General features: G+C 29.4%; 27 protein-coding genes. 2 read left to right on the top strand and 25 right to left on the bottom strand.

Going from position 1 to position 26,823, the window contains the following annotated elements:
- Positions 1–14: 14 nt before the first annotated feature.
- From I2E98_RS03920 to glyA, 13 genes are all read right to left on the bottom strand, one after another.
- The gene (locus tag I2E98_RS03920; RefSeq protein WP_195467663.1) at positions 15–764 is read right to left on the bottom strand and encodes an N-acetylmuramoyl-L-alanine amidase; all 750 of its coding nucleotides are present in this window, start codon (positions 762–764) and stop codon (positions 15–17) included.
- A gap of 68 nt (positions 765–832) precedes the next feature.
- On the bottom strand, positions 833–1,345 hold the full coding sequence (locus tag I2E98_RS03925; protein ID WP_195467664.1) for an AmiS/UreI family transporter: 513 nt from the start codon (positions 1,343–1,345) through the stop codon (positions 833–835).
- Positions 1,346–1,380: 35 nt separating this feature from the next.
- Positions 1,381–2,583 (bottom strand): ammonium transporter, encoded by a 1,203-nt coding sequence (locus I2E98_RS03930; protein WP_195467665.1) that lies wholly within the window; start codon positions 2,581–2,583, stop codon positions 1,381–1,383.
- Between the two features lie 47 nt (positions 2,584–2,630).
- Entirely contained in the window at positions 2,631–3,479 is an 849-nt protein-coding gene (locus I2E98_RS03935; RefSeq protein WP_195467666.1) for an urease accessory protein UreD, read from the bottom strand.
- 1 nt (position 3,480) lies between these two features.
- Positions 3,481–4,092 (bottom strand): urease accessory protein UreG, encoded by a 612-nt coding sequence (gene ureG / locus I2E98_RS03940; RefSeq protein ID WP_195467667.1) that lies wholly within the window; start codon positions 4,090–4,092, stop codon positions 3,481–3,483.
- Between the two features lie 118 nt (positions 4,093–4,210).
- On the bottom strand, positions 4,211–4,801 hold the full coding sequence (locus I2E98_RS03945) for an urease accessory UreF family protein (RefSeq protein WP_243250926.1): 591 nt from the start codon (positions 4,799–4,801) through the stop codon (positions 4,211–4,213).
- Positions 4,802–4,901: 100 nt separating this feature from the next.
- On the bottom strand, positions 4,902–5,366 hold the full coding sequence (locus I2E98_RS03950) for an urease accessory protein UreE (RefSeq protein ID WP_195467669.1): 465 nt from the start codon (positions 5,364–5,366) through the stop codon (positions 4,902–4,904).
- An 18-nt stretch (positions 5,367–5,384) separates the two neighbouring features.
- Positions 5,385–7,100, bottom strand: coding sequence for an urease subunit alpha (gene ureC / locus I2E98_RS03955; protein ID WP_195467670.1), 1,716 nt, complete (start codon positions 7,098–7,100; stop codon positions 5,385–5,387).
- Complete coding sequence (locus I2E98_RS03960) at positions 7,100–7,435, bottom strand: urease subunit beta (RefSeq protein WP_195467671.1); 336 nt, start codon at positions 7,433–7,435, stop codon at positions 7,100–7,102. The genes ureC and I2E98_RS03960 overlap by 1 nt, the downstream gene beginning before the upstream one ends.
- A gap of 13 nt (positions 7,436–7,448) precedes the next feature.
- Entirely contained in the window at positions 7,449–7,751 is a 303-nt protein-coding gene (locus I2E98_RS03965; protein ID WP_195467672.1) for an urease subunit gamma, read from the bottom strand.
- Between the two features lie 99 nt (positions 7,752–7,850).
- Entirely contained in the window at positions 7,851–8,393 is a 543-nt protein-coding gene (locus I2E98_RS03970; RefSeq protein WP_195467673.1) for a carbonic anhydrase, read from the bottom strand.
- A gap of 223 nt (positions 8,394–8,616) precedes the next feature.
- Positions 8,617–9,369 carry an exodeoxyribonuclease III gene (locus I2E98_RS03975; protein ID WP_195467674.1) on the bottom strand — a complete coding sequence of 251 codons (753 nt, stop codon included), beginning with the start codon at positions 9,367–9,369 and terminating at the stop codon, positions 8,617–8,619.
- Between the two features lie 190 nt (positions 9,370–9,559).
- Positions 9,560–10,798, bottom strand: a complete 1,239-nt coding sequence (glyA, locus tag I2E98_RS03980; RefSeq protein ID WP_195467675.1) for a serine hydroxymethyltransferase — start codon at positions 10,796–10,798, stop codon at positions 9,560–9,562.
- Between the two features lie 141 nt (positions 10,799–10,939).
- On the opposite strand from glyA, the gene I2E98_RS03985 reads away from it, so the two are divergent.
- Complete coding sequence (locus I2E98_RS03985) at positions 10,940–11,698, top strand: threonine/serine exporter family protein (protein WP_195467676.1); 759 nt, start codon at positions 10,940–10,942, stop codon at positions 11,696–11,698.
- Position 11,699: 1 nt separating this feature from the next.
- Entirely contained in the window at positions 11,700–12,158 is a 459-nt protein-coding gene (locus I2E98_RS03990; protein ID WP_195467677.1) for a threonine/serine exporter family protein, read from the top strand.
- 57 nt (positions 12,159–12,215) lie between these two features.
- Here I2E98_RS03990 and I2E98_RS03995 read toward each other — a convergent pair whose 3' ends face one another.
- From I2E98_RS03995 to I2E98_RS04050, 12 genes are all read right to left on the bottom strand, one after another.
- A complete protein-coding gene (locus tag I2E98_RS03995; protein ID WP_195467731.1) occupies positions 12,216–12,359 on the bottom strand; it encodes a hypothetical protein in 144 nt (47 codons plus the stop codon).
- Between the two features lie 153 nt (positions 12,360–12,512).
- The gene (gene aspS / locus I2E98_RS04000; protein WP_195467678.1) at positions 12,513–14,300 is read right to left on the bottom strand and encodes an aspartate--tRNA ligase; all 1,788 of its coding nucleotides are present in this window, start codon (positions 14,298–14,300) and stop codon (positions 12,513–12,515) included.
- Positions 14,301–14,318: 18 nt separating this feature from the next.
- Entirely contained in the window at positions 14,319–15,566 is a 1,248-nt protein-coding gene (gene hisS, locus I2E98_RS04005; RefSeq protein WP_195467679.1) for a histidine--tRNA ligase, read from the bottom strand.
- 4 nt (positions 15,567–15,570) lie between these two features.
- A complete protein-coding gene (locus tag I2E98_RS04010; RefSeq protein ID WP_195467680.1) occupies positions 15,571–17,004 on the bottom strand; it encodes a coproporphyrinogen III oxidase in 1,434 nt (477 codons plus the stop codon).
- 14 nt (positions 17,005–17,018) lie between these two features.
- The gene (locus tag I2E98_RS04015; RefSeq protein WP_195467681.1) at positions 17,019–17,636 is read right to left on the bottom strand and encodes an MBL fold metallo-hydrolase; all 618 of its coding nucleotides are present in this window, start codon (positions 17,634–17,636) and stop codon (positions 17,019–17,021) included.
- A 26-nt stretch (positions 17,637–17,662) separates the two neighbouring features.
- Positions 17,663–18,112 (bottom strand): D-aminoacyl-tRNA deacylase, encoded by a 450-nt coding sequence (gene dtd / locus I2E98_RS04020; RefSeq protein ID WP_195467682.1) that lies wholly within the window; start codon positions 18,110–18,112, stop codon positions 17,663–17,665.
- A gap of 83 nt (positions 18,113–18,195) precedes the next feature.
- Complete coding sequence (locus I2E98_RS04025; RefSeq protein WP_195467683.1) at positions 18,196–20,379, bottom strand: bifunctional (p)ppGpp synthetase/guanosine-3',5'-bis(diphosphate) 3'-pyrophosphohydrolase; 2,184 nt, start codon at positions 20,377–20,379, stop codon at positions 18,196–18,198.
- A 130-nt stretch (positions 20,380–20,509) separates the two neighbouring features.
- Positions 20,510–21,028: an adenine phosphoribosyltransferase gene (locus I2E98_RS04030; protein ID WP_195467684.1), complete on the bottom strand. Its 519-nt coding sequence runs from the start codon at positions 21,026–21,028 to the stop codon at positions 20,510–20,512.
- A 62-nt stretch (positions 21,029–21,090) separates the two neighbouring features.
- Positions 21,091–21,945 (bottom strand): DHH family phosphoesterase, encoded by an 855-nt coding sequence (locus tag I2E98_RS04035; RefSeq protein ID WP_195467685.1) that lies wholly within the window; start codon positions 21,943–21,945, stop codon positions 21,091–21,093.
- Positions 21,946–22,146: 201 nt separating this feature from the next.
- The gene (secF, locus tag I2E98_RS04040) at positions 22,147–23,019 is read right to left on the bottom strand and encodes a protein translocase subunit SecF (protein ID WP_195467686.1); all 873 of its coding nucleotides are present in this window, start codon (positions 23,017–23,019) and stop codon (positions 22,147–22,149) included.
- A 4-nt stretch (positions 23,020–23,023) separates the two neighbouring features.
- Positions 23,024–24,277, bottom strand: coding sequence for a protein translocase subunit SecD (gene secD, locus I2E98_RS04045; RefSeq protein ID WP_195467687.1), 1,254 nt, complete (start codon positions 24,275–24,277; stop codon positions 23,024–23,026).
- A gap of 233 nt (positions 24,278–24,510) precedes the next feature.
- Positions 24,511–26,691 carry a DNA topoisomerase III gene (locus I2E98_RS04050; RefSeq protein ID WP_195467688.1) on the bottom strand — a complete coding sequence of 727 codons (2,181 nt, stop codon included), beginning with the start codon at positions 26,689–26,691 and terminating at the stop codon, positions 24,511–24,513.
- Positions 26,692–26,823: the final 132 nt, after the last annotated feature.

The raw sequence follows: 26,823 nt of genomic DNA on the forward strand, positions 1-26,823 counted from the left end.
AAATATATCTATAATCAGTTTGTTAAAACTTCTTCACTATACTTATCTATAGATTCTGTTACACATCTCATTAAAAGCTTTTGATAAGTAGGATCTGATAACATTTGATCTTCATTATAATTACTCATAAATCCCATTTCTAATATAACAACCGGTACTCTAGACCAATTAAATCCTGTTATATCATTTCTCTCAAACACACCATTAACCTTAACATTATTATCTTGTAATGTTTTCTTTAATATCTCTGCATACTTATTACTTTCACAATAAATATTTTTAGTATACTGACAATCCTTTGATGGAACTAATATAGTGGCCCCTGTTTTTCCTGAATCATTAATACTATCGCAATGAATTCTAATTGTAATATCTGCATTTGCATTATTAGCAATTTCTGCTCTTTCTACATTACTAATATTAACATCAGCAGTTTCTCTAGTCATAACTACATTGTAATTCTTTTGTATTAATAAATCTTTTAATATCATTGATGCTTCTAAATTTACAACATGTTCGGCCTTCTTCGTTGCAATTCCAGCTGTTCCTGCTGATACTCTTGCTTTCTTATTTGTAGAACCTGGTGCAACCGGCTCTCCTTTTGGATCGCCTTTTCCTTGATGTCCTGGATCTACGCATACAGTAAAACTTTTATTTGAGCTTTCACTTTTCTCATCTTCTTCATAAGCACTTGCTAAAATTGGAGTAATTAAATTTAACATAATTAATATGCTCATAAATACTATTAATAATTTTCTAATCATTTTTTCCTCCGTTCTTTCTAATTAATAAGAGGCCAATACAAATTGTATCTAGCCTCTTAATTTACTTATTATTTAGGATACATATTTAATAATATTAATGCTCCTGGTATCCATGCTGTAACAATTCCATCGAAAATTGATAAATATGGAGTAAATTTACCCAAGTCTTTTTTTAGTACTAACTCAATAAATCCAGTTAACCATAACAATCCCCATAATAACCATATAACCATCCAATAAATATTTCCTGTTGTAAATTCTATAAATCTTAATGTATTAGCATCGATAAATGCTAATGGCACAGTATTTATTGCTACAAATAGACAGTACCAGCCATATAACCTTAAATCTAAATTAAATATATTATTTGCAGCTATAAATAAATAAGTAAATCCAAACAATAATCCTGTAGATGCACCAAAATAATCTCCCCTAGCTGCTTCGATGACATTTAAAACAAATGACAAACCTCCAGTAAATATATTGAATACTGCTAAAGTTTTACCATTTACATTATATAGTCTTCCTATTCCATTTAACATAAGAACTACGCCTACGTAAATCAATATTTCACCTAACATTTTTTCCTCCTTAGTGTTAATTATTACTATGTATTTTAATGTAAGTCGCTTTCATAATGTTCTCCAAAGAACTCTTGATCTAATCCTTTTTCTTGAATTTCTTTACTTACTTTTATTGTCTTTATCTTATCTATAACTTTAAATATCAAGAATGTTACTAATACAGAATAAACTCCGATAATAACAACTCCAAGAAGTTGAATTAAAAATTGATGTAATCCTGCAGTAACTCCATTTACTCTAGGATCTGCAAATATTCCTACTAATAAAGTACCTAATAATCCACCCATTCCGTGAACACCCCAAACATCTAATGCATCATCCCACATTTTTCTCTCGAATTCAACACAGAAAAAGCATACAATTGCTCCTAAAGCACCTATAATTAATGAACTTATTGTAGTAACATATCCTGAAGCTGGAGTAATTGTTGCAAGTCCTGCAACTGCTCCTATTATTGCTTCTAAAAAAGATGCTCTTTTTTTATGCATTGCATATAAAATAAGCCATACAACCATACCTGATACTGCTGCAAGACCTGTATTAGCAAAAACAATTGCAGCTATATCCGCAGCTGCTATTGTGCCTCCAGCATTAAATCCATACCATCCAAATAATAATAGTCCAGCACCTATTGCTACTAACCCTAAATTAAAGGGACCTTTTTCATTTTTAACTTTTCTTTCACCTAATACATAAATACCACCTAAACATCCAAAACCTGATGTAATATGTATTACAGCTCCACCGGCGAAATCTACGAATCCTAATTTACTTAAGAATCCTCCACCCCAAACCCAATGTGCAACTGGGAAATAAATTAATATCATCCACACTATTAATATTTTTATCCATCCACTTACAGTTAATCTGTTTGCATATGCTCCTGTCATTAATGGTGCAGTAATAATTGCAAACATCATTTGATACATAAAAAATAGTATAAATGGTATTGTTTCACTATATCTTAAATCTACAGTAAAAACTACATCCCTTAATGCAAAAAATTGAAGTGGATTTCCTATAATTCCACCAATATCATCTCCAAATACCAGGCTAAACCCTCCAAATACCCATAATAAACCTACTATACCAATTGATATAAATACTTGAAACATAATGGTTAGAGCATTTTTTCTTTCAACTAAACCTCCGTAAAAAAATGCTAATCCTGGCGTCATAATTAAAACAAGCGTTGTAGCTAATATCATAAAAGCTACGTCACCATGAATAATCATAGAATCACTCCCTTAACTTTTCATTTATTTAATTTAAATAAAGCTATTTAGTACTTTCTTATAATTAAATCTTTAGATGATAAAAACTTCTTTCTTATATAATTATGACAAGTTCCCATAGCTAGCTCTATATGTTGTGTTAAATTACCTAATACTCTAAGAACAAGTCCATTAACTTCTAATTTTGATATTCCAAAATCTATAGGTAAATTTAAACTTTTAATTATTTCTCTCAAGTCATTTATAACAATATCATTAATGTTTTCATTAATGACAAGTAATGTTCCCAAGTTTGAATATTCCTCAAAAAAGCCTAGCTTTGTTACATCATTTTCATCAGGTTTTACAATTAAATTATCCAATAATACAAGTTTGTTATTTACATAAATATTACTTTTTAATTGAACACTATTATATGTAAATTTATCTCCTTCTGGAGACCATCCTGCCGTAATTCCATCACTATAAATCAATGTTGAACTTTTATCTAAATATATATTATTAACCTGCTTATATATAGCACCTTTATATAAAATAACACTATCTGTTATATATTCTAAAACACTATTCTTGCCTAAAGTTATTTCTGTTTCTTGTTCAGTGGTTATATTATTTAAACATTTATAAACTTTTGTAGATGCCTGAGTAGTTATTATTGCTCTTGCTTCATTATTTAATTTAAATATATTTTTATATTTCTCTCCTTCAATATATCCACCACCAAGTTGTAAAAGATAAAATGTAGGTATATTTTCTCTATCCATTTTAATAGTTGGAGATACTTTTACTAATCCTTCATAGTATTTTTTAGTTGCAATTGTTTTGTCATTTTTTTTATCTATAACTAAATCTATAAATCCTGAATATTCACTTTTAACTTTTGTTTCCTTGAACATATTATGCTATTCCTTCTAACAAACAATTCTTTTTAATCCAACTAATAACACTTTGTATACCTTCATCAGTTTTAAGATTAGTAAAAATAAAACTATTTTCATCTCTAAAAGCTAATGTATCTTTCCTCATAATATCTAAATTTGCTCCAACATATGGTGCTAAATCGATTTTATTTATTATAAATAAATCACTCTTTATCATACCTTGCCCTGCTTTTCTTGGAATCTTTTCTCCTTGAGCGACATCTATAATGTATATTGAAAAATCAACTAAATCTGGACTAAAAGTTGCGGCTAAATTATCTCCACCACTTTCTAAAAAAATAATATCTAAATCATCAAATCTTCTTTTTAATTCTTCTAATGCTTCAAAATTCATAGATGCATCTTCTCTTATGGCTGTATGTGGACATCCTCCTGTTTCAACTCCAATAACATGATCTTCACTTAAAACAGAATTTTTAACCATAAACTTAGCATCTTCTTTTGTATAAATATCATTAGTTATAACAGCACATTTATACTCATTATTCATTACCCTAGTTAATCTTTCTATAAGTAATGTTTTACCACTACCTACTGGACCTCCAACTCCTATAACTACTGGTTTCATATTACAACACCCTTTCAATAAATATTTAATTTATTTTGAATTATGAATGAGAAAACTTATTCATAATTCAAAATAAAACTTAATTATAATTATTCTTCCTTTAAAAATTTTCACATAATTAAGACATAAATAATCTGAATTCCATAACCTCATGCTTAATTTGAGATAATTCCAATCCCGGGCTAGTAGCTCCAAAATAATCATCATCCAAATTAATAAGAGTTTTATATATATTTTCAAATTGTTCACTAAACTCTTTCAATAATAACTGACCATCTTTTTGCCCTAAAGGAATTGTTCTTACAGCATTACTAATAAGAGTCGAAATAGTACTATACATATGATAAATTATAGCTTCTTTTAAACTAAAACCTAGAGAATACATTAACATACCAAATACTATTGCTGGATGTCCAAAGGCTTCTTTATTAACTAATTTTCTATTATATTCTTTTAATAAATCAGAATCATATAAATCCATAAACAATTTTATCATTCTACTTGCAACTAGTTTTCCACCATTTCTAGTTTCAATTGCAACGGTCTGAACAGTAATACGATTATCTAAATCCCATATACTTTCTAAATCATGGTTATTTAAATATTCATATAACATTTTTATAGCTAAACCATCACTAAAAATAAATTGTTCATTTAAATATACCTTTAACCATTCTCTAAAAGTTTCTGTATTATAAACTTTTTTCAACCTTAAATATGTCTCCATACCATAGGAATGATTAAATGATCCAATTGGAAAGTTAGAATCACATATTTGAATAACCTTTAAAACATCCAAAATATTATTGTTAATTGGCATGTGTATGAGTGTGCCCAAATTCTACGTGCCTAAATGCCTTTTTAAGCTTTAAATTTTCTCTAGAATAGTTTATATTATCTCGCTTTAATTCACCTTCTACTAAAGCATCATATTGAATTATCATTTTTCCATCTTCAAACTGTGCTTGTAAATGTCTATTTCCAAGACTATGTGCTATAATTCCCATATCTGTCATAGAATTTGGTTTTATAACTAAGACATCATCACCTTTAATTTTAACTATTATTATATTTTTATCATCACGATAAAGTATATCTCCATCTTTTAATTCAACATTTTCAGATAATGCTATACCATATTCACGGTTATGATCTGAATTAACTCTCATTATCCTTTTTAATGAATCTTCACTAGATATATATATTTTCTCTATATGTAAGTTATTTAAATCATTTATGTCATTTATGTTTCCTAATACTTGATTAAAAATCATATAAACCTCTCCTTAATATTAGAATAAGAAATATCTTTGGGCTAATGGTAATTCACTTGCTGGTTCACAAGTTATTAATTCACCATCAACAGTTACATCATAAGTTTGTGGATCCACTCTAATTTCAGGAGTAGCATCATTAAGCTTCATATCTTTCTTAGTTAAGTTTCTTATTCCGCTTACTGGTAATACTGTTTTCTCTAATCCTAATTCTTCTTTAATGCCATGTTCATAAGCATATTTAGAAACAAATGTAATACAAGTTGATTCCTTTGCTTTACCAAATGCACCATAACAATCTCTATATACAACTGGTTGGCATGTTGGAATAGATGCATTTGCATCTCCAATTATTCCTCTAATAGCCATACCACCCTTAATTATCAAATGTGGTTTAACTCCAAAATATGGTGGTTCCCAAAGCACTAAATCAGCTATTTTACCAACTTCTACTGAACCAATATATTGATCCATACCTTGTGCTATAGCTGGATTAATTGTATATTTAGCAATATATCTTCTAACTCTATTATTGTCGTTATATTCACTATCTCCTTCTAAAGTTCCTCTTTGTTTCTTCATCTTTGAAGCTGTTTGCCAAGTTCTTGTTACAACTTCTCCAATTCTTCCCATTGCTAATGTATCAGAACTCATAATGCTAAAAATGCCCATATCTTGGAATATATCTTCTGCTGCTATTGTTTGATGTCTAATTCTTGAATCAGCAAATGCTATATCTTCTGGTACTTTTGCATCTAAATGGTGACAAACCATAAGCATATCTAAATGTTCTGCTATTGTGTTAACTGTATAAGGTTTTGTTGGATTTGTTGATGCTGGTAACACATTTATTTGAGATGCAACTTTCATTAAATCTGGTGCGTGACCACCACCTGCACCCTCTGTATGATATGTATGAATTACTCTTCCAGCAATAGCTTGAATTGTATGTTCTACAAAACCACCTTCATTTAAAGTATCACTATGTAAAGCAACTTGGATATCATATTTTTCAGCAGTTTCCAATGCATAATTGATAGCTGATCTTGTTGCTCCCCAGTCTTCATGAACTTTAAGTCCAATTGCTCCTGCTTCAATTTGTTCAGCATTTACATCAATATTAGCTCCACTACCTTTTCCTAATAAACCAACATTTACTGGCCATCCATCTGCAGATTGTAACATTTGTTTAATATTCCAAGGACCTGGAGTTGAAGTAACGGCATTTGTTCCATCAATAGGTCCTGTTCCTCCACCAACTAATGTAGTTATACCATTTTCTAATGCAACTTCTGCACAACCTGGATGAATATAGTGAACGTGAGTATCTATTCCACCAGCTGTTAAAATTCTACCTTCCCCTGCTAAAGCTTCAGTTCCAACGCCAACTACAAAGTCAACGTTATCCATTGTATCTGGGTTGCCCCCCTTACCTATAGCAAGGATTTTACCATCTTTAATTCCTACATCTGCTTTATATATTCCAGTGTAGTCTACTATAGTAGCTCCTGTTATAATTAAATCTGCAACTTCTGGATTTTTACTAGTCTGTGTAGCATTTTGACCCATACCATCTCTAAGAGTCTTTCCGCCACCAAACTTACATTCATTACCATAACCTGTATAATCTTTTTCAATTTTTATAAAAAGATCAGTATCCCCTAATCTGATACTATCCCCTTCTGTTGGTCCAAACAATTCTGCATATCTATGTCTATCAATTTCAAAACTCATTACTTTTCACCTCTCCCTTTTGACATTCCATCTAAAAATCCATCGCACATATTTCTAATTCCATAAACTCTTCTATATCCACCGATATCAATTAAATTTACTTCTTTTTTATCTCCAGGTTCGAATCTAACAGCTGTTCCTGAAGGGATATCTAATCTTTTTCCCCAAGCTGCATCTCTATCAAAACTTAAAGCATCATTTACTTCATAAAAATGATAATGTGAACCTATTTGTACTGGTCTATCTCCTGTATTTACAACTTGCATTTTAATTGCTTCTTTTCCTGCATTATACTCAATATTTCCTTCTTGTATTTTTATTTCACCTGGTACCATACTAAATTCCTCCTTATTTAATTGGTTCATGTACTGTTACTAATTTTGTTCCATCTGGGAAAGTACATTCAACTTGAACAGTATGAATCATTTCTGGAACTCCTTCCATTACATCATCCCTAGATAATATTGTTGTTCCATAATCCATTAAATATTCAACAGTTTTTCCTTCTCTGGCCCCTTCCAGCATTTCATCTGTTATTATTGCCATAGCTTCAGGATAATTTAGTTTTAATCCTTTTTCTTTTCTTTTACGAGCTATATCAGCTGCAACTGCAACCATTAATTTTTCTTGTTCTCTAATTGTTAAATGCAAAATAAATTCCTCCTTCTTCTTGTAATAAAATCCAAAACATATTACACATTTATTATTTTTCCAACATTTTTATATTTTATTCTTTTTATTTAGATTTTTTTATTCATAAAAAGTTACTTTTCCACCCAAATCATAATAAGCTCCTATAACTTTAACTTTCCCTTGATCTATTAATAATTTAATTGACTCATCTTCAGATACTTCTTTTACTACTGAATCAATATTATTATGAATTGCATCATCTACTGTTCCATTCTTATTAATACTTGGTGTTATTTTTTCAACAAATGATTCCATATTTCCTGTAACTTTTTCACCTTTAACTACTTCATTATATGTTGCAGTTACAGCTCCACAACTTTGATGTCCCATTACCACTACTAACGGTGTATTTAGATGCTCAACCGCATATTCAATAGATCCTAAAGCATCATCATCTACAACGTTTCCTGCAAGCCTTACATCAAATATTTCCCCAAGACCAGCATTAAAAACAGTAGTAGGGGTTACTCGTGAATCTGAACAAGATACAATTACTGCATATGGATTCTGACCACTCTTTAAATAATCTCTTCTCTCTTGACTTACATTTCTTAATATAGATGTATCTGTAAGAAATCTAGTATTACCATCCTTTAACATTTACAATGCATCATCATTAAATTTCTATTCATAACTTTTGCTCCTTTTCTTTGCATAATTAAACTATACACATACTTTAATTATGTATGCTAAGTATAATATGAACGAAAATTTAATAACATATTCATTTAATTCAAAATAAATAACCACGAAAGATAACAAAAATACTTCTGTTACCTTTCGTGGTTATGATAAATACATTTTAAACTTATTACTATTTATTCTATTTTATAACTAATTCAACAGGACAATGATCTGATCCTAGAATTTCAGTATGTATTTTAGCACTTTCTAATTTACTTTCTAATGCTTTAGAAACTATAAAATAATCTATTCTCCATCCAGCATTATTCTTTCTTGCATTAAATCTATATGACCACCAAGAATATGTATCTTTTAAATCTGGATAAAAATATCTAAAAGTATCTATAAATCCACTTGATAATAAAGTCGTGAATTTTTCTCTCTCTTCATCAGTAAATCCAGCATTTTTTCTGTTTGTTTTTGGATTCTTTAAATCAATCTCTTTATGTGCAACATTTAAATCTCCACAAACTATTACAGGCTTACTTTCTTCTAATGACTTTAAATAATCTCTAAAATCATCTTCCCATTTCATTCTATAATCTAATCTTGCAAGTTCATTTTGTGAATTAGGTGTATAGACTGTAATCATAAAGAATTCTTCAAATTCTAATGTAATTACTCTTCCTTCTTTATCATGCTCTTCAATACCTAATCCATATCTGACAGATAAAGGTTCTTTCTTAGTAAATATAGCAGTACCACTATACCCTTTCTTTTCTGCATAATTCCAATACTGATTATATCCCTCAATCTCAAGGTTTATTTGTCCCTCTTGAAGCTTACTTTCTTGTATACAAAAAATATCTGCATCAACTTCTTTAAAGAAATCCAGAAAACCTTTCTGTACACAAGCTCTTATTCCATTTACATTCCATGATATTAACTTCATTTTTATCCTCCATCATATCTAAAAAAACTGCATCAAAATTTCATTATAAACACTCAAATAATATTATAAAAAATTTAAAAATTAAGATTTAAACTTAATTCATCTAGTTTAAATCTTAATTTATTAACAAAAATTGTTTTACAATTTATTTATATTTCACAATATATTTCTATTAATAAGTATTCATTTTTTACTCACTATATAAAGGGTATTTAGCACAAAGTGTTTTTACTCTTTCCCCTAATACCTCTAAATTTGAATTTCTATTTTCTATAGCATCATTTATTATACTTGCTATTTCCTTCATTGCTTCAATATCAAATCCTCTTGTTGTAACTGCTGCAGTACCTATTCTTACTCCTGATGTAACAAAAGGACTTCTTGTTTCATTTGGAACTGTATTTTTATTAACAGTAATCCCAATAGAATCTAGAAGATTTTCTGCTTCTTTTCCTGTAATATTCTTATTAGTTAAATCTACAAGAATTAAATGATTATCTGTTCCATTAGAAACCAACTTAAAGCCATACTTAACTAATTCCTCACCTAAAACCTTGCAATTTAAAACTACATTTTTCATATAATTTTTAAAGCTTGGTTCTAATGCTTCCTTAAAGCATACTGCTTTAGCTGCAATTACATGCATAAGTGGTCCACCTTGCATACCTGGGAATATATTCTTATCTAATGCTTTAGCATATTTTTCCTTACAAAGAATTAATCCACCTCTTGGGCCCCTTAAAGTTTTATGAGTTGTTGAAGTTACAAAATCAGCATAAGGAACTGGTGATGGATGCTCTCCAGCTGCTACTAATCCTGCTATATGTGCCATATCTACCATGAAATATGCTCCAACCTCATCACAAATTTCTTTAAATTTTTCGAAATCTATAACTCTTGAATATGCACTTGCTCCTGCTACAATTAATTTTGGTTTATGCTTTAACGCAAGTTCTCTTACATTATCATAATTAATTCTTTCAGTTTCACTATCAACTCCATAAGAAACAAAATTAAATAATTTTCCTGAGAAGTTTACTGGTGATCCATGAGTCAAATGCCCACCATGACTTAAGTCCATTCCAAGTACTGTATCACCTGGTTCTAATATTGTAAAGTACACAGCCATATTTGCTTGTGATCCTGAATGTGGCTGTACATTAACATGCTCAGCTCCAAAAAGTTCTTTAGCTCTATTTCTTGCTATTTCTTCAACCTCATCAACTATTTCACAGCCCCCATAGTAACGCTTACTAGGATAACCTTCAGCGTACTTATTAGTTAAATGAGATCCCATAGCTTCCATCACTGCTTGTGATGCAAAGTTTTCTGATGCAATAAGCTCTATACCTTCTCTTTGTCTTTTTAATTCTTTCTCCATTAAGTCAGAAATCTCTCTGTCTTCCTTCTTTAAATTCATAAAATCCATTTAATCACCCCAATTATCTTTTTATAAAATTATATATATAAATAATAATTAATTCAACTACTTTTTAATATAAATATACATTTTTATAATCTCTTATGGTATAATACATAAAAAATTTAAAAAATATAGGGGTTTTGTATTATGAATGAAATACTTCAAGTTGCAATGCTTGCTGGACAAATGATTTTAGAAAATGGTGGCGAAACTTATAGAGTAGAAGAAACTATATGGCGTATTTGCAAAATATATGGTGCTGCAGAAGCTGAAAGTTTTGCTACCCCAACAGGAATTATGGCTTCAATTTGCCACGAAGGTAAAATATACTCCTTGACACGTCGTGTTTCTAATAGAACTGTTAATTTGAATAAAATTGATAAAGTAAATGATTTATCTAGAAGTATATTGTCAAAAAATTTATCTGTTAATGATTTAAAGCAAGAATTAATTAAAATTAATAAGGAAGATATTTATCCTCTTCCTGTCATTATAATCTTCTCCGCCCTAGGGGCAGGTTCATTCTCAGTATTATTTGGAGGAACCTTTAAAGATGTTTTTGCTGCATTCCTAATTGGTTTAATAATTAAATCTCTAACTATAAAATGGTCTGAAATAGGCATAAATTCATTCTTTATAAATAGTATATGCAGTGGAATTGCAGCTCTTTTAGCCATAATCCTTTATAAACTTGGCATTGCAAGTCAAGTCAATCAAACCATTATTGGTGCTATAATGCTATTAGTTCCAGGATTAGCCATTACAAATGCCATTAGAGATACAATTTCAGGTGATTTATTATCTGGTATAATAAGAGCTGCTGAAGCATTTTTAGTTGCTATATCTATTGCTGTAGGTACTGGTGCAGTATTAAGTTTCTGGATATCAAACTTTGGAGGAATTTAAAATGATTATTTGGGTTACACTTGTATCTTTTTTTGCAACATTTGGCTTTTGTATCGCTTTTAATATACGTGGCAAAAAAATATTTTTCGCTGCCCTTGGTGGAGCTATAAGTTGGTTTTTTTATTCACTACCATTGCAAATGGGATTATCAGAGATTTCTTCACTATTTATTTCTTCTGTTATTTTTAGTGTTTATAGTGAAGTTCTTGCAAGAATTTTTAAGACACCTGTTACTACATTTGTAGTTTGTGCTTTAATTCCATTAGTGCCTGGTAGTGGTATGTACTATACTATGCGTGAAGCGATTTCAGGTAATATATCTAAATCATTAGAATTAGGATTAAGCACACTAGCAAGTGCCGGAACATTAGCATTAGGAGTTTTATTTGTTTCAACACTTACAAGATTACTTCTTAGTGCTAAACGAAAAAAAGAAATAAAAAAATTTGCTCAAAAATAATATAAAAATAATCTCAACTATTTATGTTGAGATTATTTTTATATACTATTTCATATTCTATCTTTTAGCTTTTAACTTCTTATACAATTTAGCATTTTCAACTAAATCTTTTAAATCTTCTGCCATTTCCATTATAATACTATTCTTCATTTTTGCTTTACGCATCTTTCTATTCATTTTTTTCATCATTTTGTTTTTCATAGTGACTCCTCCTTAGTAAATATGTATAGAGTACTTACAGTATTATTTTAATCAAATTGATGCTTTTTATCCTGTTAAATATTATTACAATTGCAAATGACAAATATAATATACATAAAAAAGTCAGCTATTGCTGACTTTTTCATAATATAATTATTCTTTATCTTCTGGCTTTATTATTAAACCTAATTCATCAATTTGCTTTTGATCTACAACATTTGGTGCTTCGCTTAAGTAGCAATAAGCATTTTGGTTTTTAGGGAATGCTATAACATCCTTTATATTTTCAGTTCCAGCTAAGAACATTACCATTCTATCAAGACCAAATGCTAATCCTCCATGTGGTGGTGGACCAAACTTAAATGCATCTATTAAGAATCCAAATCTCTCATAAGCTGACTCTTCAGTAAATCCTAAAGCTTTAAACATTCTTGTTTGAAGTGCAGAATCATGTATTCTTATAGATCCTCCACCTAATTCTTCACCATTTAATACTAAGTCATATGCTTTAGATCTTACAGCTCCTGGATTAGATTCAAGCATGTCTAAATCTTCATCCATTGGTGATGTAAATGGATGATGAGCAGCATGATATCTATCTTCTTCTTCATTATATTCAAATAATGGGAATTCAGTAATCCATGTAAAGTTAAATTCATTTTTATCTTTAATTAAATCAAATTGTTTAGCAAGTTCTAATCTTAATGCTCCTAAACTTTGGAATACTACAGAGTTTTTATCTGCAACGATAAGTATTGCATCTCCAGTTTCAGCTCCCATAGTCTTAATTATATTTTCAGTAACATCATCAGTTAAGAACTTAGCAATTGAAGATTTAACTCCATCTTCCTTAAGTTGAATCCAAGCAAGACCTTTTGCTTTATATCCCTTAACAAAGTCAACTAACTTATCAAGAGGTTTTCTTCCTAAATCTGCTCCACCTTTTAAGCATAATGCTCTAACACTTCCGCCCATTTCTAAAGCAGATTTAAATACTACAAAGTCCATGTCTTTAACACAGTCAGTAATATCAGTAATTTCCATACCAAATCTTAAATCCGGCTTATCTGAACCGTATTTTTCCATAGCTTCTTTAAATGGCATTCTCTTAATTGGAAGCTTAACTTCATGACCTAAAACTTCTTTAAATACATGAGCAATTAGCCCCTCATTTAATGCCATAACATCATCTTGCTCAACAAAACTCATTTCTAAGTCAATTTGAGTAAATTCTGGTTGTCTGTTAGCTCTTAAATCTTCATCTCTGAAACATTTAGCAACTTGATAATATTTATCAAATCCTGATACCATTAATAATTGCTTAAATATTTGAGGTGATTGTGGAAGTGCATAGAACATTCCTGGATAATTTCTTGATGGAACTAAGTAATCTCTAGCACCTTCTGGAGTACTCTTATTTAATATTGGAGTTTCTATTTCTAAGAATCCATTATTATCAAGGTAATCTCTAACAGCTTTTGTAGCTCTATTTCTAATCATAAAGATTTTTTGCATATCTGGTCTTCTAAGATCTAAATATCTATATTTTAATCTTATATTTTCAGCGGCATCTAATCCTTCTTTAATATATATTGGTGGAGTTTCTGATTCTGATAAAACTTTTATACTTTCACATTTTAATTCTACCATTCCAGTTTCCATAGCAGCATTTGGAGCTTCTCTTAAAACAACTTCTCCAGTAACAGCTATACAATACTCTGGTCTTACTGCTTTAGCTTTTTCAAAGCTTTCTGCATTAATTTCTTCACCAAAAACTATTTGCATAATTCCAGTTCTATCTCTAAGGTCTATAAATTGAAGACCTCCAAGCTTTCTATTTCTTTGAACCCATCCCATAAGAGTTATTTTTTCTCCTACGTTTACTTCTCTTGGTTCACCACACATCATGGTTCTTTTTAATCCATTTAAAGCCTCACCCATTGGTAAACTTCCTCCTAACTATTTAATAGCTTTAGCTATTTCTTGTATATTATCTAAACTTACCTCAAATTGTTCTCCATCGCTCATTCTCTTAAGCTTTATCGATCTATTTTGAAGTTCGTCATCACCTAAAATTGTTGTAAATGCAGCACCAATTTTATTAGCATATTTCATCTCTGCTTTCACACTTCTACCCATATGATTTACTTCTGTTTTCACACCAGCTTCTCTTAATTTGTTAGCTAAAGTAAATGCTTCAAATTTCGCATTATCACCTCTAGCACCAATGTATAAGTCAAAAAGATTCTCATTAGGAATTTCTATACCTTCTTTTTCTAATATCATGATAAGTCTTTCAATCCCCATACCAAATCCAACTGCTGGCATTTCTGGACCACCTAATTGTTCTATAAGCTTATCATATCTTCCACCACCACAAACAGTAAATTCATCGTTTAAGATCTCAAAGATTGTTTTAGTGTAATAATCTAAACCTCTTACGATTCCTGGATCAACTGTAAATGGAATATTTAATGCAGTTAAATACTTTTTAACTGAGTCAAAATGAGTATCACACTCTTCACACATATAATCAAGTATTATTGGTGCATTTTTAGTAATTTCTTTACATTTTCTTTCCTTACAATCTAAAATTCTCATTGGATTCTTTTCAAATCTTGATTGACATAGTGGACATAAATTATCATAGTTTTCTTTTAAATAATTCTTTAATGCTTCATTGTAATTTGGTCTACATTTAGAGCATCCTAAATTATTTATATTTAAGCTTAAACTTTGTAATCCTAAAGTTTTTAAAACTTGCATTGCTAATGAAATTACTTCTGCATCCATAGATGGTTCTTTTGAACCATATACTTCTGTTCCAAATTGATGGAATTGTCTAAATCTACCCTTTTGAACATTTTCATATCTAAAGCATGGAGTTATATAATAAAGTTTTGTTGGCTGTGCTTCATTAAACAATCTACTTTCTATAAAAGCTCTTCCTGCTCCTGCTGTTCCTTCTGGTTTTAACGTAATACTTCTATTACCTTTATCATTAAAAGTATACATTTCCTTTTGAACTATATCAGTTGTGTCTCCAACACCTCTTGCAAATAATTCAGTATGTTCAAATATAGGAGTCCTAATTTCTCTCATCCCATAATATTTTGCTACATCTCTAAATGTTTGCTCAACAAAATGCCATTTATACGCATCCTGCGGTAGCATATCCTTCGTTCCTTTTGGAGCTTGCATTTCCATTTAATTATTCCTCCTTATTTAAGTAAAGGGTATCTAATAATTTTTTCTTTCCCTCTACCATTTCTTCTATTCTATTACAGTATTCTCTAACATCCTTGATATTTGCAAACCTATCTATTCTGCCTTCCTCTAAGAAAACAACTTTAGAGACAGCATCTGCACCTAAAGCAATAATAGTTTGCTTATCTTCTATCATTTGAATATTATAAATACATTCTGCACCTTTTCTAGAATAACCTAAGTTCTCCATATTTCCAACCATATTTTTTTGACGATACATATAATATGGATGTAATCCTAATTTTTCAGCTAAAATTCTACTTTCTTCATACATATCAGCTAACTCAGTTTGTTTTTTAACTTGAATTCCCTTTTTAAGGATAAAGTTTTCATAAAGAATAGAAGCTCTCTTTAAAGATAATCCATGAACAGTTAAACTATCCGGATGTAATTTTAATATCTCTTCTTTTGTATGAAGAACTTCTTTTATTCCTTCTCCAGGAAGTCCTATAATCATATCCATATTTATATCATTAAAGCCCATACTTCTTGCTAGGTTGAACTTTTCTATTACATCATTAGAATTATGGCCTCTTCCTATCATTTTTAATGTTTCATCATTCATAGTTTGAGGATTTATACTAATTCTTGTTACATTAAACTTTTTCATAGTTTCAAGCTTTTCTTTTGTAATACTATCAGGTCTTCCACATTCCACTGTAAATTCCTTTAATCCTTTACCTTTAACAAAAGCATCATAAGCTTCTTGCATAATAAGTTCAAACTCTTCATTATTTACTGCTGTAGGTGTACCTCCACCAAAATATACAGTTTCAATGTTTAAACTTCTTTCATCAACATATTTTTTCATTTCTCTAATTTCATATATTAACGCTTCTAAATATGGATTTACTAACTTTTTATTTCCCATTATTGGATTAGCAGCAAAAGAACAATAAAAACATCTTGTAGGGCAAAAAGCCATACCTATATAAATAGCTATATTTTTAGAATCATTATTTACAAAACTTACTTCTGTTTTTGCAATTTCTATGCAAAGCTTAGCTTTTTCTTCTGATGCTAAATGCTTTTTTTCAAATATTTCTATAATTTCTTCTTCTGTTTTTCCTTCTTCTAAATACTTAAGTGCAATTTTAGAAGGTCTAATACCAACTAAAATTCCCCATGGATATTCTTCTTTTGTAATATCTTTTAATGAAGAAAATACTAATCTCTTAATGTCTTCTTTAATATTTTCAGATATTTCAGTTTCTTTATAATAATTACTATTAATAAACTCTACTTTATTATCTAAAATATTAACAATATAATCTCCATCATCTAAAAATTTAATTTCATCTAACGGAAAATAAATATTAAACATTTGATATACGTCATATCTATACTTCATGTCGTTTAATTTAATTTTTATTTCCATGATTTCTCCTTTTATTAAAAAATCTCAAACTCATCTTGTAAGAATGGATTTCTTAGTTTTTCATATCCAATAGTTGATGATTCCATATGACCTGGATATACATTTATATCATTATCTAGAATCATTAATTTCGTCTTTATTGAATTTATTAACTCATTAAAATCTCCACCTATAAAATCACTTCTACCTACTGAACCTTTAAATAAAGTATCTCCAGTAAATATAGCATCTTTGTATAGATAACACATTCCACCTTTAGTATGTCCTGGAGTATGAATACATTTTATAATATCATCACCAAAAGACAAAGTATCTCCATCTTTCAGTAGATTATATTTCTCTGGAATATTTCCAAAAACAGTTTTATCTGTTTTCATAAAATTCACTTCATTTTCATTCATATATACAGGCGCTTTAAATCTTTCTACCACTTCATTTAAAGCTTCTACATGATCAAAATGCCCATGAGTTAGTAAGATATATTTAATATTACATCCTAATTCTTCAATATTTTTAATTAATAAATCACCATTTCCACCTGGATCTACTATACAAGCATCTTTTGATTTTTCATCTACTAAAACATAAATATTTTCTTCATAAATACCTATAGGATATGTTTTTATTATCATAAATTCACCTCATTCACTATTTCTATTTAAAAATTTCTACTGCTATCTAAAAGTATTGTAACAGGTCCATCATTTTTAATATCAACTTTCATATCAGCACCAAAGATTCCTGTTTGAACCTTTAATCCCGTTTCTTTCATCATTTCAATAAATTTATCATAAAATTTCTTGGCTTCTTCGCCACCTAAAGCGTTCATAAAATTAGGTCTTCTTCCTTTTCTAGCATCACCATATAGTGTAAATTGTGAAATTAATAATAACTCCCCTTTGATATCTAATAAAGATAAATTCATTTTATCATTTTCATCACTAAATACTCTAAGATTAATTATTTTATCTTTAATATACTTCATATCTTCTTCAGTATCTTCTTTAGAAATACCTAAAAGTACATTAAATCCTTTATTTATTTCGCCTACAATTTCACCATCAACTTCAACACTAGAATATGTCACTCTTTGTACTACTGCTCTCATTTATACCATCCTCTAAGTAAAACTCCAAATTTTAATTTTATAAGTCCAACTTACTCCTTGGACGTTAGGATAGGGAGTTTCCTTTAATTATTCATTCTATAAACATCCATAACACCAGTTAACTTTCTTATTTTTCTCATTAACTCTTTTAGCTGTTCTATTGTATCTATTTTAACTTTTATATTTACATATGCTAAATTACTCTTAGCACTCTTCGCATTTAATGCATTAAGAGGTAACTTACTTTCCATTATAACATTCATTATATCAGAAAGCACACCTGATCTATCTTCACTCTTAACTTGAATTTCTGCCATATAAGCCACTCCCTTAGCAGTTCCCCAAGCCACATCAACTACCTTTTGTGAATCTTCTTCAATTAAGGTTTGTAAATTGCTACAATCCTTTCGGTGAATAGATACTCCACGTCCTTTTGTTATATATCCTAAAATATCATCACCTGGAACTGGGTTACAACATCTAGCAAATCTAACCATTAAGTTATCTTCACCTCTAACTGTAACTCCATAATTATTTTCTTTTTTTCTTTTTTTAGTCTTTGAAATATTCTCTTCAATAGCCTTGCTTAAACTTTCTTCCTTAGCTTTTTCATCTTTAGATAGGCTTTCTTCTTTTAACTTAGAAATAAATGAAGATGCTACTATAGCTCCAAGACCTACTAAAGCATATAAATCATCCATACAATTTATATTATATCTTTTTATAAATTTATCATAAGCTTCACCCTTAGCAATATCTGCATAGTGAACTCCTTGTTTCTTTAATTCTTTTTCAAAAACTTCTTTTCCTTTTGTAATATTCTCTTCTTTTTTAGCTTTCTTAAACCATGCTCTTATTTTGCTTTTTGCTTGATTACTTTTAGCAATGTTAAGCCAATCCATATTAGGACCCTTAGAGCTATTAGATGTTAAAACTTCTACTATTTGGCCAGTTTTAAGTTGATAATCAAGTGGAACTATTTTACCATTAACCTTAGCCCCAATACATTTGTTACCAATATCAGTATGTATTCTATAAGCAAAATCTATAGGTGTTGCTCCATTTGGTAAATCTATAACTACACCTTTTGGTGTAAATAAGAAAATCTCATCTGTGAAAAGATTAATTTTAAATCCTTCCATAAATTCTTCTGCATCAGAAGTTTCCTTTTGCCATTCAAGCATATCTCTAAGCCATACTAACTTATGTTCAAAACTCTTTTCTTTACTATCAGAAGTATCACCCTCTTTATACTTCCAATGTGCAGCTATACCATATTCTGCCGTTTTATGCATTTCAAAAGTTCTTATTTGAATTTCAAATGTTTTTCCTTGAGGTCCTATAACTGTTGTATGCAAAGATTGATACATATTTGGTTTTGGCATTGCAATATAATCTTTAAATCTTCCTGGTATTGGCTTATATATAGTATGAACTATCCCTAATACTTCATAACAATCTTTTACGGAGTTAACAAGTATTCTTATAGCAGTTAAGTCAAATATTTGTTCTATACTCTTATTCTTAGTAACCATTTTTCTATAAATGCTATAAAAATGCTTAGGACGACCATCTATATCTGAATCTATTCCAGCTTCTTCAAGTTTTCCATATAAATCTTTAATTATTTGTGCAATATACGTTTCTCGTTCTACTCTCTTTTCAGCTATTTGATTTACTAACTCATAATACTCTTCTTCATGTAAATATCTAAAGCATAAATCTTCAAGTTCCCATTTTACCTTAGAAATACCTAATCTATGTGCAAGAGGTGCATATATGTCTAAAGTTTCTTTAGAAATTCTTTTTTGTTTTTCCTTAGGCATATATTTTAATGTTCTCATATTATGTAATCTATCTGCTAATTTAATTATAATTACTCTTATATCATTAGCCATAGCCAATAACATTTTTCTAAAATTATCTGCCTGTTGTTCTTCTTTAGATTTATACTCCATTTTAGTAATTTTAGTAACTCCACTAACTAGATTAGCTACTTCTTCACTAAAAATATTTTTAATATCTTCATAGGTATAGTCAGTGTCTTCTATAACATCATGAAGTAAGCCTGCAACTATAGTACTTGTATCCATACCTAATTCAGCCAAAATTATAGATACATCAATAGGGTGAATTATATAAGGTTCTCCAGATTCTCTTTTTTGCTCCTTATGAGCTTCAAAAGCTAAATTAAATGCTTTATTTACAACATTTAGGTCAACATTTGTGCAATTTTCTTTTATTTTTTGTATCAATACCTCAACCATTCAAATCCTCCCTTTAAAAATTTTCTAATATTATACTTTTCCCATAATTTAAATTAAAATCAATGGCTGGTTAAATCAACCAGCCACCTTTACACTAATTATATATTAAAATTTAAGGTATTTCAATAAATTAAATATCGTATTGAACAAGTGACATTACTTCGTATCCTTTTAATTTATCTCTTCCCTTTAACTCAGTTAACTCAATTGCAAAATCTAAAGCAACAACCTCTCCACCTGCAGACTCTACAAGTCTAGTTACAGCTTCAATAGTTCCTCCTGTAGCAAGCAAATCATCAACTATTGCTACTCTTTGGCCCTTCTTAATTGAATCCTTATGAATTTCTAATACATCTGTACCATATTCTAAATCATAACTAACTGATACTGTTTCAAAAGGTAATTTTCCTTTTTTTCTAACTGGTACAAATCCAACTCCTAAAGCATATGCAACAGGTACTCCAAAAATAAATCCTCTTGCTTCAGGTCCTAATATAACATCCACATTTTTATCTTTAAGATGCTCAGCTATTGCATCTATTGAATACTTAAAAGCTTCTCCATCTGCTATTAAAGTAGTGATGTCTTTAAAACTAATTCCCTTCTTCGGAAAATCTTCCACTATTCTTATGCTTTTTTTTAGATCCATAACAAATCCTCCATATCAACTTATTCTTGTATTCATTATAGTCAAATTTCTATATAATTATATTATACATTTTCTTTAGACTTATTTAAATACTTTGTTATTTGTTCTGCTCTTTCTTTTCTATTTGTTATTAACAACTCAATTATTATTCTAGCGTTATCTGTCATAGTTACAACATTAATAGTTGGAGTAATAACATCTATAATTTTATCAACACTATCCTCATTTATATTAACCATGTTATAAGCATCCATAATAGATCTTAATCCATGATTATTTGTATTAATTAAAAACCTCATACCTTCTTTTATAATAACACTATTCTCACCCTTTTTAGGTGATTTAGTGCATTTTTCACCTATTAGTATTAAGTCTAGATACTTATTTATACTTTTAACATTATAGTAAATTGCTATTGCTTGCATTAACTTAAATGTTAACCCACTTATTGATAAATTTTTATATCTATATTGACAACCTTTTTGATTAGGATTTATGTATATGTACTCATAATCATAATTTACGTCTCTATTTTCTATAACTATCAAATCTATCCCAAGATTTTTACAAAGCTTTTCTTCTTCTTCTGACTTTAAATCTATTCCTAAAGCTATAAGTAATTCTCCACCTAAAAAATGAACATTATTTATTATATCTTTAGATGAAATTTTAGATTTACTTGAAGAATCATCATGGACTACGTATTCAATATCGGCATTTAAATATTTCAAAACCAATATAAGGGATGAAATAGCACATAATCCATCTACATTTGGTATCCCATAAACAACAATTTTTTTTCTATTATTAATTGCTGATACCATACGTTCTATTGCTTTATTCATATCTTTAAGTATAAAGGGATTATATCCAGTTATGTAATTAGGACTATATATACTTTCCCAAAACTTACGCATGATAAACTCCTCCACAATAATAAGAAAACAGTTATATTATAATAGATAAATTGATATAATACAAATGTTTTCTTCATTTCCTAGCAAATTATCCTGTAAAAATATCTATTTTGAGAATTACACCTACTTATTTTATCTTTTTTGGATATAATATACAAAAGAAGTGGTAATTTCTTACCACTTCTTTAATCTTATATAACATTACGCTGTTTTTACATTTTTGTTTTTTGGTTTTCTCTTTTGTAATAATACCCAAATTGGTGATGCTATGAAGATTGATGAATAAGCTCCAGCAGCAATACCTATTAATAATGGTAATGAGAATTCTCTAACTGTTGGTACAAATATATTAACTGCTCCAATAATTATTAAAGTAGTTAATGAAGTATTTATAGATCTAGCTAAAGTCTTATTAATACTTGTATTTGCTATTTCAGCTGGAGTACTTCTTCTCATACTATGGCTATTTTCTCTTATTCTATCAAAAATAACAATAGTATCATTAATTGAATATCCTACAATTGTTAACATCGCAGCTATAAATGAATTATTTACTGGAATATTAAATATTGCATAAAATGCTAAAGTTATTAAAACATCATGTACTAAAGCAGTTATTGCTGCTATACCAAAATTAAATTCAAATCTTATTGCTATATAAATAAGCATTGCTACACAAGCTACTAATACTGAAATAATAGCATTTCTTGTTAACTCTTTCCCAACCGATGGACCTATTTGACTTTGTGAAATTAAAGCAGAATCCTCTAGTGAATACTTTTCCTTTAATGCATCAAATAATTCTGCTGTTTTAGTCTCATCTAAGTCCTTTGACTTAATTTCATATTGAGTGCTTTCTACAGTTTTTGTTACTGCATCATCTGCATATTCTTTTACTATTCCATCAGCTTCTACCTTATCAAAACTACCTCCAAAATCAACAACTATTTTAGTACCACCTTTAAAGTCAATACCAAAATTTAATCCTCTAGTTGCCATTAAAACTACACCAACTAATATAATTGCTAGGGATATTGAAAACCAAATCTTTGTCTTTTCTATTATCTTAAACACCTCACTACCCCCTCTTCACTCTAAACTGCCAATTAGACTTTAACATTCCCATATCAACGGCCCACTTCATTAATGTTTTAGTAACAACTACAGCTGTAAACATACTTACTGCTATACCTATCATTAATGTTACAGCAAATCCTTTAACGCTACCTGTACCTATAAAGTAAAGTACAAGTGCAGCAATAATAGTAGTTACGTTTGAGTCAATAATTGAAGATAATGCATTGTTAAATCCTTTATCTACTGCTGCCTTTACAGACATTCCATTCTTTAACTCTTCTCTAACTCTTTCAAATATAAGTACATTCGCATCAACTGCCATACCAACAGTTAAAAGGAATGCAGCAATACCTGGAAGTGTTAATGCCACATCCGCCTCAACAAATACTAGTAAAACTAGGCATACATATAAAGTTAATGCTATACTTGCAATAATTCCTGGTATTCTATAATAAAGAATCATAAATACAAATATAATAGCTATTCCTATAAGCCCTGCCTTTACTGCATTTGGAAGTGCTTCAGCTCCTAGTTGAGCTCCAACATTTTCTATTTGTATAGCTTTAACGGTTACAGGTAGTGCTCCCGCATTAATTAAACCTGCTAAATTCTTAGCTTCATCTAAACTTCCACTACCTTCTATAATAGCATTACCATCAGTTATAACAGCATTTACTGTTGGACTTGATATTTCTTCATCATCCATATAGATTGAAATTGTTTTATAAAGATTTGCTTCAGTTGCCTCTGCAAATTTTATAGTACCTTCATCTGTCAATTTTAATGAAACTACTGGCGCATTAGTACTACTATTAATAACTACGCTTGCCTCAGCAACATCTGTACCATTTAAAACTTCATTTCCATCAGCATCTTTAAATGTTAAATTACCAGTTTTAGATAAACTATCAACCAAATCTTTAGAGTCATATTCTCCTGGAATTTCAACTCTAATTCTTCTATCTCCTTCTACTGTTACTGAAGTTTCAGCAACACCTAACTTATTAACTCTTAAATCAATAAGCTGTCTTGTCTTTTCTAAGTCATCTTTTGTTACATTCTCATCTTGTATCTCCATTAACACAGAAACTCCACCTTGTAAGTCAAGCCCCTTAGTAATAGCTTTATTGAATGATTTAAATTCCCATCCCGCTACTTCAACACCTCTACCACCAGCATAGGCAAATGCAACTATAACAACTAAGGTTAGAATAAATAATATAGCGCTTCTAACTTTTGTTCGTCCTTTTTTCATGGTTTTCCCCCTTCTGTACTTTTTATCTCACATTAATTATATTATGTATACTTTCCAATATCAAGTAAGATTAATATTTTCTCCATTTTTTACATTTATTTTTCACATATTATTCGTTTAATATTCCTTTAGCTACAAAGTTATTAAAAAAAATTGTAGTTTCCTCTAAAACAAAGGCGAAGCGAAAACACACCTTAACTCTGAATTTTATAACTTCGCCATTATTATATATATTATTTAAAATTCTTCAAAAGTTCTGCAAATGGATTATCATTTACTTCCTCAGCTTCTTTTTGCATCTTTCTCATTATTCTTTGCGTCTCTCTCTTATCCACTTTTCCTTTTTTGTCAAATCTTTTTTCAAATGCAGATGCTTTTTCTCTAAAATTACAATTAGCTCCAGTACAAACATAAATCTTACCTTCACCTTGACCTCTAAGCTCTAACTTTTTTTTACATTCAGGACATCTTGCATTTGTAACTCTAGCAACATTTTCTCTATATCCACATTCTCTATCTTGACATACATTCATTGTTCCGTTCTTACTTTTAACTTCTAAAAGGTATTTACCACAATTAGGGCATTTCTTTCCTGTCTTATTGTCATGAACAAATTTACTATTTGCACCTTTTACATCTTCTACAAGAGCAACAGAGTAATTTTTCATCTCTTTAATAAAACTATTCCAATCTCTCTTTCCTTTTGCTATCTCATCTAGTTGACTTTCCCATTTTGCAGTTAATAATGGAGATTTTAATTCTTTAGGCACTAAATCTATAAGTTGTTTTCCTTTTGATGTAGGTAAAATCTCTTTTCCTTTCTTTTCTATAACGAAAGAATTAAATAGTTTTTCTATTATATCAGCTCTAGTAGCAACTGTACCTAATCCACCTGTTTCACCTAAAGTCTTAGCTGCATCTTTTCCTACATTAATATACTTATGAGGATTTTCCATTGCAGATAATAAAGTACCTTCATTAAATCTTGATGGTGGTTTAGTTTCTCCTCTATTTAAAGAAACATTTTCAACAACAAACTTATCTCCTTTATTAACATTAGGTAATACCTGCTCCTTAATATCATCTTCTGATGAATCTTCTTCTAATTTATCGTAAAGCTTTTTCCAACCTTTAGATATGACTATTTTACCCTTTGCTATAAATCTTTCCTCATTAACTTTTGCTTCTATAGTCGTTTGAACATACTCGAATGGCGGAAGTAATACACTTAAAAACCTTTTTACTACTAAATCATAAATTTTTCTTTCTTCTGAGCTAAGATTTGAAAGATTAGGTTTTTCTTCAGTTGGAATTATTGCATGATGATCACTTACCTTAGAATTATCTACAAATCCTTTATTACCATTTATCTTTGTTTTTAATAATCCATCTGCAGTGCTTCTATATTCCCCTATTGCAATTGCCTTAAGTCTATCTGGAATAGTTGCTACAATATCAGTAGATATATATCTTGAATCTGTTCTAGGATAAGTTAATATTTTATGATTTTCATAAAGTCTTTGCATTATATTCAATGTTTGTTTTGCTGAATACCCAAAAATCTTATTTGCATCCCTTTGAAGTTCTGTTAGATCATAAAGAGCAGGTGAAAATTTCTTTTTATTAGTAGAATTAATATTAACTATTTCACCTTCTGCTCCTTTTATTTTAGAAACAATTTTATTTGCAAATTCATCATCAAAAACTCTACTATTATTATCTTTATTTATCCATGATAAATTATAGCCTTTTGTTTTTGCATTTATTGTGTAGTATGTCTTTGGTTTAAAGTTTTTAATTTCCTCTTCTCTTTGAACTATCATTGCAAGTGTTGGTGATTGAACTCTACCTGCTGATAATTGAGCATTATATTTACAAGTTAGTGCTCTAGTTACATTAAGACCAACAAGCCAATCTGCTTCTGCTCTACAAACTGCTGCTCTATAAAGATTTTCATACTCTTTTCCATCTTTTAAATTTCTGAATCCATCTAAAATAGCTTTATCTGTTTGTGATGAAATCCATAATCTCTTAAGAGGTTTCTTTACTCCAGCCTTTTCTATAGTCCATCTTGCAACAAGTTCACCTTCTCTTCCAGCATCTGTTGCAATAACTATTTCGCTAACATCATCTCTATTCATAAGCTTTTTAACTTCATTAAATTGCTTACCTGTTTTCTTTAATACAACTAACTTCATATGCTTAGGTAACATTGGAAGTGTTTCCATCTTCCACTCTTTATATTTATTATCATACCCTTCAGGATCCATAAGTCCTACTAAATGTCCCATAGCCCAAGTTACTACATACTTGCTTCCTTCTATATATGAACCTTTATTATTATTGCACTTTAAAACTTTTGCTAAATCTCTACCTACTGATGGCTTTTCTGCCAATACTAAAATTTTGCTCATATTTTCTCCTTTTTCTTTAAGATTTTCTACTAATTATATCATAATTTCCTACAAATTTAATCTTAATATTTTTATTATTCTTTTTATTATGCTACATTATTGGATTTTTTTTCATTAAATAGTATAATAATC

Source organism: Clostridium sp. D43t1_170807_H7, assembly GCF_015555905.1.
Classification (GTDB): domain Bacteria; phylum Bacillota; class Clostridia; order Clostridiales; family Clostridiaceae; genus Clostridium.